The sequence below is a fragment of the Pseudomonas sp. GW822-FHT06B12 genome (assembly GCF_058799675.1).
Window position 1 is genome coordinate 221,702 of sequence record NZ_JBXALR010000003.1, and the last position, 14,897, is coordinate 236,598.

The following is a 14,897-nucleotide window of genomic DNA, read 5'->3' on the forward strand; positions in this document are numbered from 1 at the left end:
TCGGTACATAAAAAAAACGGGCGATCCGAATAAGATCGCCCGTTTTTTACATCGAAGCCTGTACCTGCAATCGTCGCCCAACGACGTCCAGCAAATCACAACCGTCGCGCAATGACGTCACCAACACCCGCGATAATTCACTGTAATCGCCCTCGCTAAGCGCCAGACTCACTTAGCGTTATTTGATTAATGGAACTTCAAGCACGCCTTCGGGTAAGTCCAGATTGTCTAGCGCTCGATTGATCAACAACTCGCCCAGCACCGCCAGTTGCTGAATGGCCAACGCTACGTTGCGGCGCGAGCCTTCCAGTTCACCGGCAAGATCGGTGGTCATGACGTTCAGGGAGGCGAGGGTTTCACTGGCATGACAGAGCAGAGATTCGGTGTCGACATTCGGGACGATGGTGAAGACGTGGCTGATTGGGTCGGGGCGGTCTGGATTACGTAGACGGGGGCTGACTAGGCGTGCAGTGTTTTTGGAAAGCGTGGTTAGATCGACGGTGTCGGTTGGTGAAGCGTCTGGTGATTCTGGAGAGTGCGAGGTGGTCTTTTTCATGTCTTAGGTCCATCCATAGAGAATCATCGGGCCTGCGAGTGCAGGCTCCTGGCATCAGGCGATGTCGCGCAGTGAGCGCAGCATTGCCGAATGATTCAGCCCACCTCGTAGCGGACCGAAAGCGTGCCCTTCTTCTGTGAAAGGGCTGCGATAGTGACTGTGCCTAAATCCTGTAGGCGCCTTACATGGGTACCGCCGCAGCCGTAGGCGGGCAGTTCACCGAAGCCGATTTCACGCGAACCTTCGCGCAGCGAAGTCAGGCGTGGCAGATCGTTGGCGATCCACTGGGCGAGAGCTTGCTGGATCGTTTCGGCTTCCAGTTCCTGGGGCGTTTCACCGGGTGTGAAGGTGACCTTGCCTTCGCCCGGCCAATGATGGGCCTTGATCGGTGTCCAGCCTTTGGTTTCGAGGAAGTGCCCGATCAAGTGGCCGGCCGAATGCAGGCGGGTATTAAGTTGACGGCGTTGTTCGTCGATCTTGATTGAGGTCATGCCCGGGCTTACCGGTCGGTCGACGTAGTGCACGATACGATCCTGCTCCTGCACGACTCGCGTGACCTGGCTTTGGCCGATCCAGCCGGTATCACACGGCTGGCCACCGCCCTGGGGATGAAACAGCGTGGCGCGCAGGACTACGGCGAACTCGGTTTCACAGGGCGTGCACTCGAGGACTTCTACGTTGGCGCCGAGGTCATCACTATGGAAAAAGAGGCGAAGCGTCATATTTCATTCCCTATTGAAATTGATGTTTTGATTATATGAAGGCTGCCATTACGTGATAATCCGTTCAAACATCAAAGGACTGTTGCGCTGTGAGCATAAATCTTCCACTACTACTGTTGGGTGAAATGGCGATTTTCGTCAAGGTGGTTGAGACCGGCAGCTTCTCGGAGGCAGCACGACAGCTGGGTTCGTCGCCGTCAGCGGTTAGCCGCAGCATCTCGCGCCTGGAAAAGGCCCTGGCCACTCGGCTGTTGCAACGCACCACCCGCAAGCTGCGCTTGAGTGATGGCGGCGAAGAGGTGTTCAAGCGCTGCCAGGAGATGGTCAGCGCCGCCCGTTCGGTGATGGAAACCAGTGGGCAGTTCACTCAGGAGGCCGAAGGGCTGGTGCGGGTCAGCGTGCCGAAGGCGGTAGGGCGATTTGTGATCCATCCGCATATGCCGGAGTTTCTGCGCCGTTATCCCAAGGTCGATGTGACGCTGTTGCTGGAGGATCGCCAGGTCGATTTGATCGATGATCATGTCGACCTGGCGATCCGCATTACTGACCGCCCGCCGGTGGGGCTGGTGGGTCGTCAACTACTGACGATCGACCACATGCTCTGCGCGACCCCGCAATACCTGGCAGAGCACGGCACCCCGACTCATCCCCATGACCTGCTGAATCACAGCTGTATCTATCTGGGCGAAACACCAAGCGATGCGCGCTGGAAGTTCAAGAAAGGCACCAAAGCAGTGACCGTCGGTGTCCGCGGCCGGTATGCCGCCAACCACACGGGCGTGCGGCTGGGGGCGGTTTTGCAGCACATCGGGATTGGCAGCTTGCCGTACTTCACGGCACGTTATGCGCTTGAACAAGGGTTGATCGTGCAAGTCCTGCCGGACTGGACTTTTCTCGCGTCCTATCACGGCGGCGCCTGGCTACTGCATTCACCGACACGCTATCTTCCGCCCAAGCTTCGAGTGTTTATCGATTACCTGGTGGAGTGCCTGGAGAAAGAGCCGACGCTGAGCAAACCGGGCAAGTTGAGTGGTTCGGGCAAGGTCGCGGCGGAGTATGAGTTGCCGGAGAGTGATGGATTGCTCTGACAAGATCGCAGCCTGCGACAGCTCCTACGGAACCGATGTAGGAGCTGCCGCAGGCTGCGATCTTTTGATCTTTTGATCAGGATCAGTGCTTGCTGTCCTGGTTGGACAGGGCCAGCAGTTGTTTTTCCTGGTTCCAGTCGAACGGTTCGTCATTTTGCTCGGCTTCGAAGCGACGTTCTTCAAGGGCTTGATACAGGTCGATTTCGTCATCAGGCATGTAATGCAGGCAGTCGCCAGCGAAGTACCACAGCAGGTCGCGTGGAACCAGGTGGGCAATTTGCGGATAACGGGTGATGACCTGACAAAGAATGTCCTGACCCAGGTATTGGCTTTCGATCGGATCGATGGGTAGCGACGCGCGCAGTTCGTCGAAGCGCTCCAGGAACAAGGCATGACTTTCGTCTGGAACCTGCTCGGCTTCACCGACAGCGACCAGGATACTGCGCAGGAGGTCGAGCTGGACGAGAATTTGGTCGAGCATAACGGGAGTCCTCTAGAACTAAAGCAAAACGGGCGCTGGAGTATATAGCTCCAGCGCCCGCTTTTCATCATTGACCCGCCGGACGAACCGCCGCGTTAGCGGGTCTTGCCCTCAGCCAGCTGAAGCTGCTCCCTGGAAAAGTCATCGACGTCGATCACTTTGCGCCGTGCGGCTTCGGCCTCATGCAAGGTATAGGCTTCTGCTGCTTGCAGCACACCGGCCTCCAGGGCGGCGTCGATGACGTGCTCCCCGGCACTCGGTTTGAACTGCCCGCTCTTGAGCGCAATGTGCATTTTTTTCTGCAACGGTTGTGCTGCACTCAGCAGGTTGCAGGCATGTTGCAGGGCGCCGACCGGGTCATCGACCGATTGCGGGCGATAGCAACCCCCCAGCAACTCTTCAAGCGTCGGGTCGCCTTTGGCCCGGCCAATCACCGCAGCCACTTCGGCACCCAGTTTATCCGACGGCCCTTTGTGACGACGACCGAACGGGAACACGATCACCCGCAACAGGCAACCGAGCACCTTGCTCGGGAAGTTGCTCAGTAGTTCATCCAGCGCCCGTTCCGACTGGCCGAGACTCTCTTCCATGGCCCAGGCGAACAGCGGCGTCATGTGCTCCGGCGAGTCGAGGTCGTGGTAACGCTTGAGGGCGGCGGAGGCCAGGTACAGGTTGCTCAGTACATCGCCGAGTCGGGCCGACAGGCGTTCGCGACGTTTCAGTTCACCGCCCAGCAGCATCATGCTCAGGTCAGCGAGCAGGGCGAATGCCGCGGCCTGACGGTTGAGGGCGCGGAAGTAGCCCTGACTGAGTTTGTCCCCAGGTACATGTTCGAAGTGCCCGAAGCCGAGGTTCAGCACCAGGGTGCTGGCGGCGTTGCTCACGGCGAAACCGATGTGCTTGAGCAGCAGGCCGTCGAATTCCTTCAGTGCCTGGTCCTTGTCTTCACGGCCAGCGAGGGCCATTTCCTTGAGCACAAACGGATGGCAACGGATCGCGCCCTGACCAAAGATCATCAGGTTGCGTGAAAGGATGTTCGCGCCTTCCACAGTGATGAAGATCGGAGCACCTTGCCAGCTGCGCCCGAGGTAATTATTGGGCCCCATGATGATCGCCTTGCCGCCATGCACATCCATGGCGTGGCTGATGCATTCGCGACCACGTTCGGTGAGGTGATACTTGAGAATCGCCGAGAGCACCGAAGGTTTTTCGCCAAGATCCACCGCATTGGCGGTAAGCATCCGCGCGGCGTCCATCATCCAGGCGTTGCCGCCGATACGCGCCATGGCTTCCTGAATCCCTTCGAAGGCAGATAGCGGTACGTTGAATTGTTCGCGAACCTGAGCATACTGGCCGGTCACCAGACTGGTGAACTTGGCCGCGCCAGTGCCGACTGCCGGTAGCGAAATCGAACGTCCGACCGACAGGCAATTCATCAGCATCATCCAGCCTTTGCCGAGCATTTCCTGGCCGCCGATGAGGAAGTCCAGCGGCACGAATACGTCCTTGCCGGAGTTTGGGCCGTTCATGAACGCGGCGCCGAGGGGCAGGTGGCGGCGACCGATTTCGACCCCGGCGGTGTCGGTCGGGATCAACGCGAGGCTGATGCCAAGGTCTTCCTCGTCCCCCAGCAGATGGTCCGGGTCATAGGCCTTGAACGCCAGGCCGAGCAGGGTGGCGACCGGGCCCAGGGTGATGTAGCGTTTTTCCCAGTTCAGCCGAAGGCCCAGGGTTTCCTGGCCTTCCCATTCGCCTTTGCAGATCACCCCGGTGTCGGGCATGGCGCCCGCATCGGAGCCGGCCAGCGGGCCGGTCAACGCGAAGCAGGGGATATCGTCGCCACGCGCCAGGCGGGGCAGGTAATGGTTGCGTTGTTCATCGGTGCCGTAATGCAGCAACAGTTCGGCCGGGCCGAGGGAGTTGGGCACCATCACGGTGGAGGCCAGGTCGCCGCTGCGGGTGGCCAGTTTCATTGCGACTTGCGAGTGGGCGTAGGCAGAAAACCCCTTGCCACCAAACTCCTTGGGAATGATCAGGGCAAAAAAACCATTTTGCTTGATGTGCGTCCAGGCCTCGGCCGGCAAGTCCATCGCCTGGCCGATCTGCCAGTCGCTGACCATGGCGCAGAGTTCTTCGGTCGGGCCGTCGATGAATGCCTGTTCTTCTTCGCTCAACTGCGCTTTGGGATAGGACAGCAGTTTGTTCCAGTCCGGACGACCGCTGAACAGTTCGCCATCCCACCAGACGGTGCCGGCATCGATGGCGTCGCGTTCGGTTTGTGACATAGGCGGCAGGGTTTTCTGGAACCAGTTGAACAATGGCGCACTGAAATATTTGCGTCGCAGCTCGGGCAGCAGCAGGGGAACTGCCACGGCGGCCAGCACGATCCAGAAAATCAGCATCAACCAGCCTCGAGCATGGCTGAAGACACCCATCGCCAGCAGGTAGACAGCCACGATACCCAGGACGGGCAGGGGCGCAATGCGGCGGTGAGCCAGCCAGGCAATCCCGACCACCAGAACCAGTATCCACAACAGCAGCATATTCAATCCTCCGTGAAACCAGGGTCAAAACCACCTTCAGAGCTTAGACGGCATCTGTAAAACAGGGTGGTCAGAGCGATGTGTTTGAAATCGTGGGAAACAGCGGTGATTTTCGTGAGTGATAACGCTGACGAACGCCGTAAAAAGCTTCGCTGAGCGTGCGACAAGCTCTGATGTTTGGCCGAAACGTCGTTATCTCTGTGCTAGGTCTGTCGCTAGACTCGTGGCTTCCCCAGGAGATTGTTCTCATGCACGAGTATCTGAGTCCCGGCCGCTTCATCGATAGTGACCACCCGGCGGTGGTGGAGTTCGCTGAACAGCATCGCGGCAACAGCCGTGATCCGGTCGAGCAGGCGGTGAGTCTGTACTACGCCGTGCGTGAAGCGGTGCGCTACAACCCTTACACCTTCAGCCGCGATCCCGCGACCTTGCGCGGCAGTTATGCACTGGCCACTGGCGAGAGTTACTGCGTGCCCAAGGCCACGTTGCTGGCCGGTTGTGCGCGGCACTGTGGAATCGCGGCGCGGATCGGCTTGGCGGATGTGCGCAATCACCTGTCGACCCCGCGCTTGATCGAGTTGCTCAAGAGCGATGTGTTCGCCATGCACGGTTACACCGAGCTGTATTTGCAAGGCCGCTGGGTCAAGGCCACGCCGGCGTTCAACCAGAAACTCTGTGAGTTGTTCGATGTGCTGGCGCTGGAGTTCGACGGGGTCAACGACAGTGTGTTTCACCCGTTCAATCGCCAGGGGCAGCAGTCGATGGAGTACCTGGTCGATCACGGCCAGTTCGCCGATGTACCCGAAGCGTTCTTCTTCGAGTACCTGGAAAAACTCTACCCGCATTTGTTCGGTGAGCAGTCGCCAGCCCTGTTGGGCGACATGCAGAGCGATTTGAGTCGCGGCTGATCCGGGGCGTAGACTGCCCCGGCATTCATCCAATGAATCCATTGAGGGGCGGTCATGCTGAAGATCTGGGGTCGGAAAAATTCGTCGAATGTCAGAAAGGCACTGTGGTGCGCCGAGGAACTCGGGCTGAGCTACGAAACGCAGGATGCGGGCGGGGCGTTTGGTGTGGTCGACACACCAGAGTACCGGGCGATGAACCCCAATGGCCGCATTCCGGTGATTGAAGACGACGGTTTTGTGCTGTGGGAATCCAACGCCATCGTGCGTTACCTGGCTGCCCGTCACGCGGCGGGTTCGAACTGGTTCCCGGCCGATGTGCAGGCCCGGGCGAGCGCAGAAAAGTGGATGGACTGGACCACTTCGTCGTTTGCCGAACCCTTTCGCCAGGTGTTCTGGGGCGTATTGCGCACCCCGGCCGATCAACAGGATTGGGTCGCGATCAACGCGGCGCAGAAAACCTGTGAGCAATTGCTGTCGATGGTCGACCAGGCATTGGCGCAGAAGCCGTATTTGTCGGGCGACGAGATCGGAGTGGGCGATATTCCTCTGGGGAGCTTCATCTATGCCTGGTTCGAGATGCCCATCGAGCGAGCGCCAATGCCTCATCTGCAAGCCTGGTATGCGCGACTGAAGCAACGTCCGGCTTATCAAAAAGCGGTCATGACCGCGTTGACTTAATACTGACTATCAACACACTTGACTGTACTTGTGCGGCGTCGCCAAGCACCATTGCGTTCATGCGCCGCGGCTGCATGGCTCGCCGCCCGCTCTTATTTATTCCTGACTTCCCTTCTTGGTGTGTAAATCCGATATGAGTTCTGCTCTGTCCATCCGGCAGCTAACCAAAACCTACGGCAACGGTTTCCAGGCCTTGAGTGGTATCGATCTGGATGTCGCCGAAGGTGACTTTTTTGCCTTGCTCGGCCCCAACGGTGCCGGCAAATCCACGACCATCGGCATTCTCTCGACCCTGGTGAACAAGACCAGCGGAACGGTGAATATCTTTGGCCATGACCTGGACCGCAGCCCTGCCGCGCTCAAGCGCTGTATCGGTGTGGTGCCGCAGGAATTCAATTTCAACCAGTTTGAAAAGACCTTCGACATTGTCGTGACTCAGGCCGGTTACTACGGTATCCCGCCCAAAGTCGCCAAGGAACGCGCCGAGCAATACCTGACCCAGCTCGGCCTGTGGGACAAGCGCGATGTGCCGTCGCGTTCACTGTCGGGCGGCATGAAGCGTCGTCTGATGATCGCGCGTGCGTTGGTGCATGAACCGCGTCTGTTGATCCTCGACGAACCGACTGCTGGCGTGGACATCGAACTGCGTCGCTCGATGTGGACCTTCCTCACCGAGCTGAACCAGAAAGGCATCACCATCATCCTCACCACGCATTACCTGGAAGAGGCTGAGCAGTTGTGCCGCAACATCGGCATCATCGACCACGGCACGATTGTCGAAAACACCAGCATGCGTAACCTGCTCAGCCAGCTGCATGTCGAGACGTTCCTGCTGGACCTGAAGCACGACATGACGGTCGCGCCGCAGTTGAACGGTTATCCGACCCGCCTGCTCGACAGCCATACACTGGAAGTCCAGGTCGATAAGGCCGTCGGCATCACCGCGTTGTTCAGTCAGTTGGCCATGCAGAACATCGAAGTGCTGAGCCTGCGCAACAAAACCAATCGCCTCGAGGAGTTGTTCGTGTCTCTGGTGGAGAAAAATCTGGCGAAGGTGGCCGTATGAGTTCCGAATTGAAACCCAACCTCGTCGCGCTCAATACCATCGTTTACCGTGAAGTCCGGCGCTTTACCCGGATCTGGCCGCAAACCCTGCTGCCGCCGGCGATCACCATGGTTCTGTACTTCGTGATCTTCGGCAATCTGATTGGCCGGCAAATCGGTGATATGGGTGGCTTCACCTATATGGAATACATCGTACCGGGTCTGATCATGATGTCGGTGATCACCAACGCCTACGGCAACGTGGTCTCAAGCTTCTTCGGCAGCAAATTCCAGCGCTCTATCGAGGAACTGATGGTTTCACCGGTTTCGCCGCACACCATTCTGATCGGCTACACCGTGGGCGGGGTGCTGCGTGGTCTGGCGGTGGGCGTGATCGTGACGCTGCTTTCGCTGTTCTTCACGCACCTGCAAGTGCACCATTTGGGGATTACCCTGCTGGTGGTGTTGCTGACCGCGACGATTTTCTCGCTGCTGGGCTTCATCAACGCAGTGTTCGCGCGCAACTTCGACGACATCTCGATTATCCCGACGTTCGTGCTGACGCCGTTGACCTACCTGGGCGGAGTGTTCTACTCGATCAGCCTGCTGCCACCGTTCTGGCAGACGGTGTCACTGGCCAACCCGGTGTTGCACATGGTCAACGCTTTCCGTTACGGCATCCTCGGCGTCTCGGACATCAAGATCAGCATCGCCATTACCTTCATGCTGGTGGCGACCGTGGTGTTGTACATCGGTTGCGCGCGGTTGCTGGTCAGCGGTCGCGGGATGCGCACGTAACCTACGGCAAACTCGATCCTTGTGGGAGCGGGCTTGCTCGCGAAGGCGTCATTGCCAGCACTGCAAAAAATGGGTACTACACAAAAAAACGGCCTCCCAAGTGGAGGCCTTTTTTTGATCGTTCCCATGCTCTGCGTGGGAATGCCTCTAGGGACGCTCCGCGTCCAGTGACGCGGAGCGTCACGGGCTGCATTCCCACGCGGGAGCGTGGGAACGATCAGCGTGTTGGTGTGCTACTGCGGTGAGTCGGGTGGATCAAGGTGATCCAGCGCCCGATTCACCGCCAACTCGGCCAGAGAAATCATCTGCTGAATCGCCAGCGCGGTATTGCGCTTGGGGCCTTCGAGCTCAAACGCCAGATCGCTGGCCATGACATTCACCGAGGCGAGGGTTTCGCAGGCGTGGGCCAGCAGGGTTTCGCTGTCGACGTCGGGGGCGATGACAAAAATGCAGCCGGGACGTCGGTCGGCCAACAACTGCTTGGTCTCCGGTAGCACCAGATAGTGATCGAGCGCACGGTGCGCGGCGGCGTGGAGTTCTTTTGAATCGAGGGAGGCGTAGGGGGAAACCGGGTCGGTTTCGGGGGGATTGGGGGTGGCTTTGAACATGGTATTGGGTCCTTAAGGTTGGAGCTGCCACCGCTTCGCGACTAAACGAAGGGTGGCGGCTGTACGCAGGTTAGTCGACCGGGGACCCAAGGAAATCCGGCGCGCCGAAGCGCCCTGCGCACAGCCACCATCAAGTGCAGGAATAGGTAATACCTGACTGATTGTTGCGTGATGCGCCTTGGAGAACCGCGAGCGACTAAACCCGATCACTGATAAGCAGTGACACGGAAACAATAGAGGCGAGAGCCAAAGCGCACAAGCCGGCGGATTCTGGCGCAGGTGTAGGCCGTGACGCAAGGCGTTGTAGCCTCCGACGGAGGCTGAGTCGGCAAATATAAACGCGCGTAACGGAATCAATAACGGCACCTCAAAGGTGCCGTTTTTGCATTTCTATATCCGGCTTTGCCTGCGCCGCTTCCATTGCCGGCCTACCCACCAGCGCCAGTAGATCATGGTCAGGCAGTAGGCCAACGCGCCGAGCACCAGGCCAGTCACCACCGAGCCCAGTAGAAACGGTTGCCAAAGGGTCGACAGCTCACCGCTGATCCATTCCCAGGTCAGCTCATCCGGCAAGCTGCGGGCGGGGACATCCATCAGCCAGGCGCCGGTCTGATAGGTGCAGTAAAACACCACGGGCATGGTGATTGGGTTGGTCAGCCAGACCAGACTCACCGCGATCGGAATATTGCCTCGCACCCAAATGGCGAGCATTGCCGCCACCAGCATTTGCAACGGAATCGGTAGAAACGCGGCGAACACTCCAATCGCCATGGCGCGCGCAACCGAATGCCGATTGAGGTGCCAGAGGTTCGGGTCGTGCAGCAGCGTGCCAAGAAAGCGTAAGGATTTGTGTTCCCGAATGCTGGTCGGGTCTGGCATGTAACGTTTGAATAAGCGCCGGGGCATAAGGCTTCTCGGTCGGTTCAAGCGGCAAGTATGCCCGGATTCTACTGAGCGCCAGTTCAGACTTTGTGACAATTAATAAACGCGGACTTTGGTAACTCGGCTAATCCAAGAGAAGGGACTCTCAAGGACAGGCTAATGCGCACAGGGATGTTGGCGCTCGCGTTGGGTCTGTTGGCCTTGCGTTTTTTACCGGTGTTGCCACCGGTCGGGTTACTGCTGTTGCTGCCCGTACTGGCATTGATGCTGTTGCCATTTCGCACGTATCCACTGGCGTTTTTTCTGTTCGGTTTCAGCTGGGCGTGTGCCAGTGCGCACTGGGCTTTGGCAGATCGTTTGGCGCCGGACCTCGACGGGCAAACCCGCTGGGTCGAAGGACGAGTCGTCGGCTTGCCGCAGAACGCGCAAGGCGTGGCGCGTTTCGAATTGGCCGATGGCGAGGCGCGGCGCACACAATTGCCGAGGCTGATGCGGTTGGCCTGGTACGGCGGGCCGACCGTCAACAGCGGTGAGCGCTGGCGACTGGCGGTGAAATTGAAGCGCCCCACGGGCCTGCTCAATCCGCAGGCCTTTGATTACGACGCCTGGCTGTTGGCGCAACGCATCGGCGCGACGGGAAGCGTCAAGGACGGACAATTGCTCCGACCCGCACAGGGGGCCTGGCGTGATGCTATTCGTCAGCGCTTGCTGGCGGTCGATGCCCAGGGTCGTGCAGGGGCGTTGGCCGCATTGGTGTTGGGCGACGGATCCGGATTGAGCAGCGAAGACTGGCGTGTATTGCAAGACACCGGCACCGTGCATTTGCTGGTGATCTCCGGGCAGCACATCGGTTTGCTGGCCGGGATGGTTTACCTGCTGATTGCCGGGTTGGCGCGTTATGGCCTGTGGCCGCAAAGATTGCCCTGGCTGCCGTGGGCCTGCGGCATGGCATTCGCGGCGGCGCTCGGTTATGGACTGCTGGCGGGGTTTGAGGTGCCGGTGCGCAGAGCCTGCGTGATGATCGGTCTGGTGTTGTTATGGCGTCTGCGGTTTCGCCATCTGGGTGCCTGGTGGCCATTGCTGTTGGCGTTGAATGCAGTGCTATTGCTTGAGCCGCTGGCCAGTTTGCAACCGGGGTTCTGGTTGTCGTTTGCGGCCGTGGCGGTGCTGGTTTTCACCTTCGGCGGCCGCCTGGGCGCCTGGCGCTGGTGGCAAACCTGGACGCGCGCGCAATGGCTGATCGCAATTGGCTTGTGTCCGTTGCTGCTGATACTCGGTTTGCCCATCAGTCTCAGTGGCCCGTTGACCAATCTGCTGGCCGTGCCGTGGATCAGCCTGGTGGTGTTGCCCCCGGCCTTGCTGGGGACGTTGCTGTTGCCGCTGCCTTATGTCGGTGAGGGGCTGTTGTGGCTGGCCGGTGGCTTGCTCGATGTGCTGTTCAACGGCCTGGCGTTGGTGGCTGGGCAGATACCGGCATGGGTTGCCCCGGCGATTCCGCTCTGGGCCTGGGGGATAAGTGCTTTCGGCGCTTTTCTGCTTTTGCTGCCCAAAGGCTTGCCCATGCGGGTGTTGGGCTGGCCGATGTTGCTGTTGATGGTGTTCCCGCCACTCAGAACCGTGCCTGCGGGTATGGCCGAAATCTGGCAGCTGGACGTCGGGCAAGGCCTGGCCATAGTGGTCCGCACGCGTCATCACACGTTGCTCTACGACGCCGGTCCGCGTTTCGGTGATTTTGACTTGGGCGAGCGGGTGGTATTGCCGTCGTTGCGCAAGCTCGGAGTGCGCACGCTGGATGTGATGCTGATCAGTCACGCCGATGCCGATCACGCCGGTGGCGCGCGCTCGGTTTCAAATGGATTGCCGGTGACGCGGGTGCTCAGCGGTGATCCTCAAGCGCTGCCGGCCGAGTTGCATGCGCAAGCCTGTGAGAGCGGTCAACGCTGGGAGTGGGACGGTGTGGGTTTTGCGCTCTGGCAATGGTCCGGGGCGAGCGAGAGCAATCAGAAATCCTGCGTCCTGCAAGTCGAAGCCAATGGTGAACGCTTGCTGCTGACCGGCGACATTGACGCCCGCGCCGAGCACGCATTGCTGGAAAGTCCGCTGGCGGTCGCGACCGACTGGCTGCAGGCGCCGCATCATGGCAGTCGCAGCTCATCGTCGATGGTTTTTCTCACGGCGCTGGCTCCCAAAGGCGTGCTGATTTCTCGCGGGCACGACAATTCGTTCGGTCATCCCCATCCTCAAGTGCTGGCGCGTTATCGCAGGTTGGGCATGCAGGTCTATGACAGCGCCGAACAGGGCGCCTTGCGTTTGCGTCTGGGGGCGTTCGAGGCGCCCGAATCATTGCGTCAGCAATCGCGTTTCTGGCGTGACCCGCCGCCCGTCAGCCAATAGCCGCCAGTCATCGGCGCGGCGCGCCATGCGACACACGGTCTGTGGCGTGCCGGGTCGCTCTGTCGAGTCTGTATGTTAAAGTGGCGGACTTTTTCGAGGGGACTGTCACTGTGTGGGAATTGGTCAAATCCGGCGGCTGGATGATGCTGCCGATCATTCTGAGTTCCATCGCGGCAATGGCGATCGTTGCCGAACGTCTCTGGACCTTGCGAGCCAGCCGTGTAACCCCGGAGCATTTGCTCGGGCAGGTCTGGGTCTGGATCAAGGACAAGCAACTCAATAAGGAAAAACTCAAGGAATTGCGCGCCAACTCGCCGTTGGGCGAGATCCTTGCGGCGGGCCTGGCCAACTCCAAGCATGGTCGCGAGATCATGAAAGAGTGCATCGAAGAAGCCGCTGCCCGGGTGATCCACGAGCTGGAGCGCTACATCAACGCGCTGGGCACCATCGCCGCCATGGCGCCGTTGCTGGGGCTGCTCGGCACGGTGTTGGGCATGATCGATATCTTCAGTTCGTTCATGGGCACGGGCATGACCACCAACGCCGCGGTGCTGGCCGGGGGTATTTCCAAAGCCTTGATCACCACGGCTTCGGGCCTGATCGTCGGTATCCCGTCGGTGTTCTTCCACCGGTTCCTGCAACGGCGCATCGATGAACTTGTCGTGGGCATGGAGCAGGAAGCCATCAAGCTGGTTGAAGTGGTGCAGGGCGACCGTGACGTTGATCTGGCTGAGGGCAAAGCGTGAAGTTTCGCCGCAAGCAACGGGAGAACGTGGACATCAACCTCGTGTCGCTGATTGACGTGGTGTTTGTCCTGCTGCTGTTTTTCGTTGTGACCACCACCTTTACCCGTGAAACCCAATTGCGCGTCGACCTGCCGGAAGCCGTCAGCGGATCGCCTGCCGAAGACCAGCAGACCAAGCAGTTGGACATCGCCATCAGCGCCGACGGGGTGTTCTCGGTCAACAACCAATTGTTGCCGAAGAACGATCTGGCCAGTCTGATCGACGCCTTGAAGAAAGAGTCGAATGGCGACACCCACTTGCCGCTGGCCATCAGCGCCGATGGCAAAACCCAGCATCAGGCGGTCATCACCGCGATGGATGCTGCGGGCAAGCTGGGCTTCACGCACTTGCGCATGACCACCGTTGAGGCGGCGCCGACGCCCTGATGGCCATGTCCGATCGTTTGCTCGCCGCCTGGTACGCCGGTCATCCGGCGCTGAAGCTTTTGCAGCCACTGGAGTGGCTGTACCGGCGCGTGGTTACGGCCAAGCGCGAACGGTTTCTGGCAGGCCAAGGCGAGATCTACCAGCCACCCGTGCCGCTGATCGTCGTCGGCAACATTACTGTCGGTGGCACCGGCAAGACGCCATTGATTCTGTGGATGATCGAGCACTGCCAACGCAGTGGCCTGCGGGTGGGTGTGGTCAGTCGTGGTTATGGCGCCAAACCGCCGCAATTGCCCTGGCGGGTCGAAGCCGATCAGAGCGCAGCCGTCGCTGGCGATGAACCGCTGTTGATCGTCCAGCGCAACGGTGTGCCGTTGATGATCGATCCGGATCGCAGTCGCGCCGTGCAGGCACTGCTGGCCGCTGAGCCGCTGGATCTGATCCTGTCTGACGATGGCATGCAGCATTACCGTCTGGCGCGCGATCTTGAGTTGGTACTGATCGATGCCGCACGTGGACTGGGCAATAAACGCTGTCTGCCGGCGGGCCCTCTGCGTGAGCCGGTCGAACGCCTGCAAAGCGTCGATGCGCTGCTCTACAACGGTGCCTCGGCAGATCGTGAAGACGGCTTTGCCTTCCTGCTGCAACCGACCGCGCTGGTCAACCTGCTGACTGGCGAACGCCGCTCGCTTGAGCATTTCCCTGCCGGTCAGGCCCTGCACGCGGTGGCCGGAATCGGTAATCCGCAACGTTTCTTCAACACCCTTGAAACGCTACACTGGCAGCCTGTTGCACATGCTTTTGCCGACCACGCCGAGTACAGCGCGGCGGCCTTGAATTTCACGCCGTCACTGCCGTTGGTGATGACCGAGAAGGATGCGGTGAAATGCCGACCCTTCGCGGCCGCCGACTGGTGGTATCTGGCGGTCGATGCTGCGCCATCACCGGCCTTCGTGGCCTGGTTCGATACGCAGTTGATGCGGCTGTTGCCCGCGCGTCTTTTGCCTTAAAACGCTTTTATCCA

General features: G+C 59.6%; 15 protein-coding genes. 9 read left to right on the top strand and 6 right to left on the bottom strand.

Annotated elements, in window-relative coordinates:
- Positions 1 to 178: 178 nt before the first annotated feature.
- Both AC1RKH_RS08455 and AC1RKH_RS08460 read right to left on the bottom strand, forming a co-directional pair.
- Positions 179 to 556, bottom strand: a complete 378-nt coding sequence (locus tag AC1RKH_RS08455; RefSeq protein WP_493061406.1) for a DUF6124 family protein — start codon at positions 554 to 556, stop codon at positions 179 to 181.
- 95 nt (positions 557 to 651) lie between these two features.
- The gene (locus tag AC1RKH_RS08460; protein ID WP_493061407.1) at positions 652 to 1,278 is read right to left on the bottom strand and encodes an alanyl-tRNA editing protein; all 627 of its coding nucleotides are present in this window, start codon (positions 1,276 to 1,278) and stop codon (positions 652 to 654) included.
- 89 nt (positions 1,279 to 1,367) lie between these two features.
- Here AC1RKH_RS08460 and AC1RKH_RS08465 point away from each other — a divergent pair, with 89 nt between their 5' ends.
- Positions 1,368 to 2,366, top strand: a complete 999-nt coding sequence (locus AC1RKH_RS08465) for a LysR family transcriptional regulator (RefSeq protein ID WP_493061408.1) — start codon at positions 1,368 to 1,370, stop codon at positions 2,364 to 2,366.
- An 82-nt stretch (positions 2,367 to 2,448) separates the two neighbouring features.
- Here the strand turns inward: AC1RKH_RS08465 and AC1RKH_RS08470 are convergent, their stop codons facing one another.
- Positions 2,449 to 2,847 carry a PA2817 family protein gene (locus AC1RKH_RS08470; RefSeq protein ID WP_493061409.1) on the bottom strand — a complete coding sequence of 133 codons (399 nt, stop codon included), beginning with the start codon at positions 2,845 to 2,847 and terminating at the stop codon, positions 2,449 to 2,451.
- A gap of 95 nt (positions 2,848 to 2,942) precedes the next feature.
- Positions 2,943 to 5,390 (bottom strand): acyl-CoA dehydrogenase, encoded by a 2,448-nt coding sequence (locus tag AC1RKH_RS08475; protein ID WP_123423206.1) that lies wholly within the window; start codon positions 5,388 to 5,390, stop codon positions 2,943 to 2,945.
- 248 nt (positions 5,391 to 5,638) lie between these two features.
- On the opposite strand from AC1RKH_RS08475, the gene AC1RKH_RS08480 reads away from it, so the two are divergent.
- The 4 genes from AC1RKH_RS08480 (at position 5,639) to AC1RKH_RS08495 (ending at position 8,818) form a co-directional block, all read left to right on the top strand.
- Positions 5,639 to 6,298, top strand: a complete 660-nt coding sequence (locus tag AC1RKH_RS08480) for a transglutaminase-like domain-containing protein (RefSeq protein ID WP_493061410.1) — start codon at positions 5,639 to 5,641, stop codon at positions 6,296 to 6,298.
- Between the two features lie 54 nt (positions 6,299 to 6,352).
- Positions 6,353 to 6,976, top strand: coding sequence for a glutathione S-transferase family protein (locus AC1RKH_RS08485; RefSeq protein WP_493061411.1), 624 nt, complete (start codon positions 6,353 to 6,355; stop codon positions 6,974 to 6,976).
- 133 nt (positions 6,977 to 7,109) lie between these two features.
- Positions 7,110 to 8,042: an ABC transporter ATP-binding protein gene (locus AC1RKH_RS08490; RefSeq protein WP_493061412.1), complete on the top strand. Its 933-nt coding sequence runs from the start codon at positions 7,110 to 7,112 to the stop codon at positions 8,040 to 8,042.
- A complete protein-coding gene (locus AC1RKH_RS08495; RefSeq protein ID WP_019689336.1) occupies positions 8,039 to 8,818 on the top strand; it encodes an ABC transporter permease in 780 nt (259 codons plus the stop codon). Before AC1RKH_RS08490 ends, AC1RKH_RS08495 begins: the two co-directional genes overlap by 4 nt.
- 233 nt (positions 8,819 to 9,051) lie before the next feature.
- On the opposite strand, the gene AC1RKH_RS08500 is transcribed toward AC1RKH_RS08495, so the two are convergent.
- Together AC1RKH_RS08500 and AC1RKH_RS08505 are read right to left on the bottom strand one after the other, a co-directional pair.
- A complete protein-coding gene (locus tag AC1RKH_RS08500) occupies positions 9,052 to 9,426 on the bottom strand; it encodes a DUF6124 family protein (RefSeq protein WP_145022253.1) in 375 nt (124 codons plus the stop codon).
- Between the two features lie 390 nt (positions 9,427 to 9,816).
- On the bottom strand, positions 9,817 to 10,332 hold the full coding sequence (locus AC1RKH_RS08505) for a DUF2062 domain-containing protein (RefSeq protein WP_493061413.1): 516 nt from the start codon (positions 10,330 to 10,332) through the stop codon (positions 9,817 to 9,819).
- Positions 10,333 to 10,467: 135 nt separating this feature from the next.
- Here AC1RKH_RS08505 and AC1RKH_RS08510 point away from each other — a divergent pair, with 135 nt between their 5' ends.
- From AC1RKH_RS08510 to lpxK, 4 genes are all read left to right on the top strand, one after another.
- Complete coding sequence (locus AC1RKH_RS08510; protein ID WP_493061414.1) at positions 10,468 to 12,702, top strand: DNA internalization-related competence protein ComEC/Rec2; 2,235 nt, start codon at positions 10,468 to 10,470, stop codon at positions 12,700 to 12,702.
- A gap of 110 nt (positions 12,703 to 12,812) precedes the next feature.
- Positions 12,813 to 13,448: a MotA/TolQ/ExbB proton channel family protein gene (locus tag AC1RKH_RS08515; RefSeq protein WP_046031667.1), complete on the top strand. Its 636-nt coding sequence runs from the start codon at positions 12,813 to 12,815 to the stop codon at positions 13,446 to 13,448.
- Complete coding sequence (locus AC1RKH_RS08520) at positions 13,445 to 13,873, top strand: ExbD/TolR family protein (protein WP_493061415.1); 429 nt, start codon at positions 13,445 to 13,447, stop codon at positions 13,871 to 13,873. The genes AC1RKH_RS08515 and AC1RKH_RS08520 overlap by 4 nt, the downstream gene beginning before the upstream one ends.
- Entirely contained in the window at positions 13,873 to 14,883 is a 1,011-nt protein-coding gene (lpxK, locus tag AC1RKH_RS08525) for a tetraacyldisaccharide 4'-kinase (RefSeq protein ID WP_493061416.1), read from the top strand. Before AC1RKH_RS08520 ends, lpxK begins: the two co-directional genes overlap by 1 nt.
- Positions 14,884 to 14,897: the final 14 nt, after the last annotated feature.

Coding starts and splice junctions, on each gene's coding strand:
- AC1RKH_RS08460 (WP_493061407.1), bottom strand. CDS start 1,278: ATGACGCTTCGCCTCTTTTTCCATAGTGATGACCTCGGCGCCAACGTA.
- AC1RKH_RS08455 (WP_493061406.1), bottom strand. CDS start 556: ATGAAAAAGACCACCTCGCACTCTCCAGAATCACCAGACGCTTCACCA.
- AC1RKH_RS08505 (WP_493061413.1), bottom strand. CDS start 10,332: ATGCCCCGGCGCTTATTCAAACGTTACATGCCAGACCCGACCAGCATT.
- AC1RKH_RS08495 (WP_019689336.1), top strand. CDS start 8,039: ATGAGTTCCGAATTGAAACCCAACCTCGTCGCGCTCAATACCATCGTT.
- AC1RKH_RS08490 (WP_493061412.1), top strand. CDS start 7,110: ATGAGTTCTGCTCTGTCCATCCGGCAGCTAACCAAAACCTACGGCAAC.
- AC1RKH_RS08475 (WP_123423206.1), bottom strand. CDS start 5,390: ATGCTGCTGTTGTGGATACTGGTTCTGGTGGTCGGGATTGCCTGGCTG.
- lpxK (WP_493061416.1), top strand. CDS start 13,873: ATGGCCATGTCCGATCGTTTGCTCGCCGCCTGGTACGCCGGTCATCCG.
- AC1RKH_RS08470 (WP_493061409.1), bottom strand. CDS start 2,847: ATGCTCGACCAAATTCTCGTCCAGCTCGACCTCCTGCGCAGTATCCTG.
- AC1RKH_RS08510 (WP_493061414.1), top strand. CDS start 10,468: ATGCGCACAGGGATGTTGGCGCTCGCGTTGGGTCTGTTGGCCTTGCGT.
- AC1RKH_RS08500 (WP_145022253.1), bottom strand. CDS start 9,426: ATGTTCAAAGCCACCCCCAATCCCCCCGAAACCGACCCGGTTTCCCCC.
- AC1RKH_RS08485 (WP_493061411.1), top strand. CDS start 6,353: ATGCTGAAGATCTGGGGTCGGAAAAATTCGTCGAATGTCAGAAAGGCA.
- AC1RKH_RS08480 (WP_493061410.1), top strand. CDS start 5,639: ATGCACGAGTATCTGAGTCCCGGCCGCTTCATCGATAGTGACCACCCG.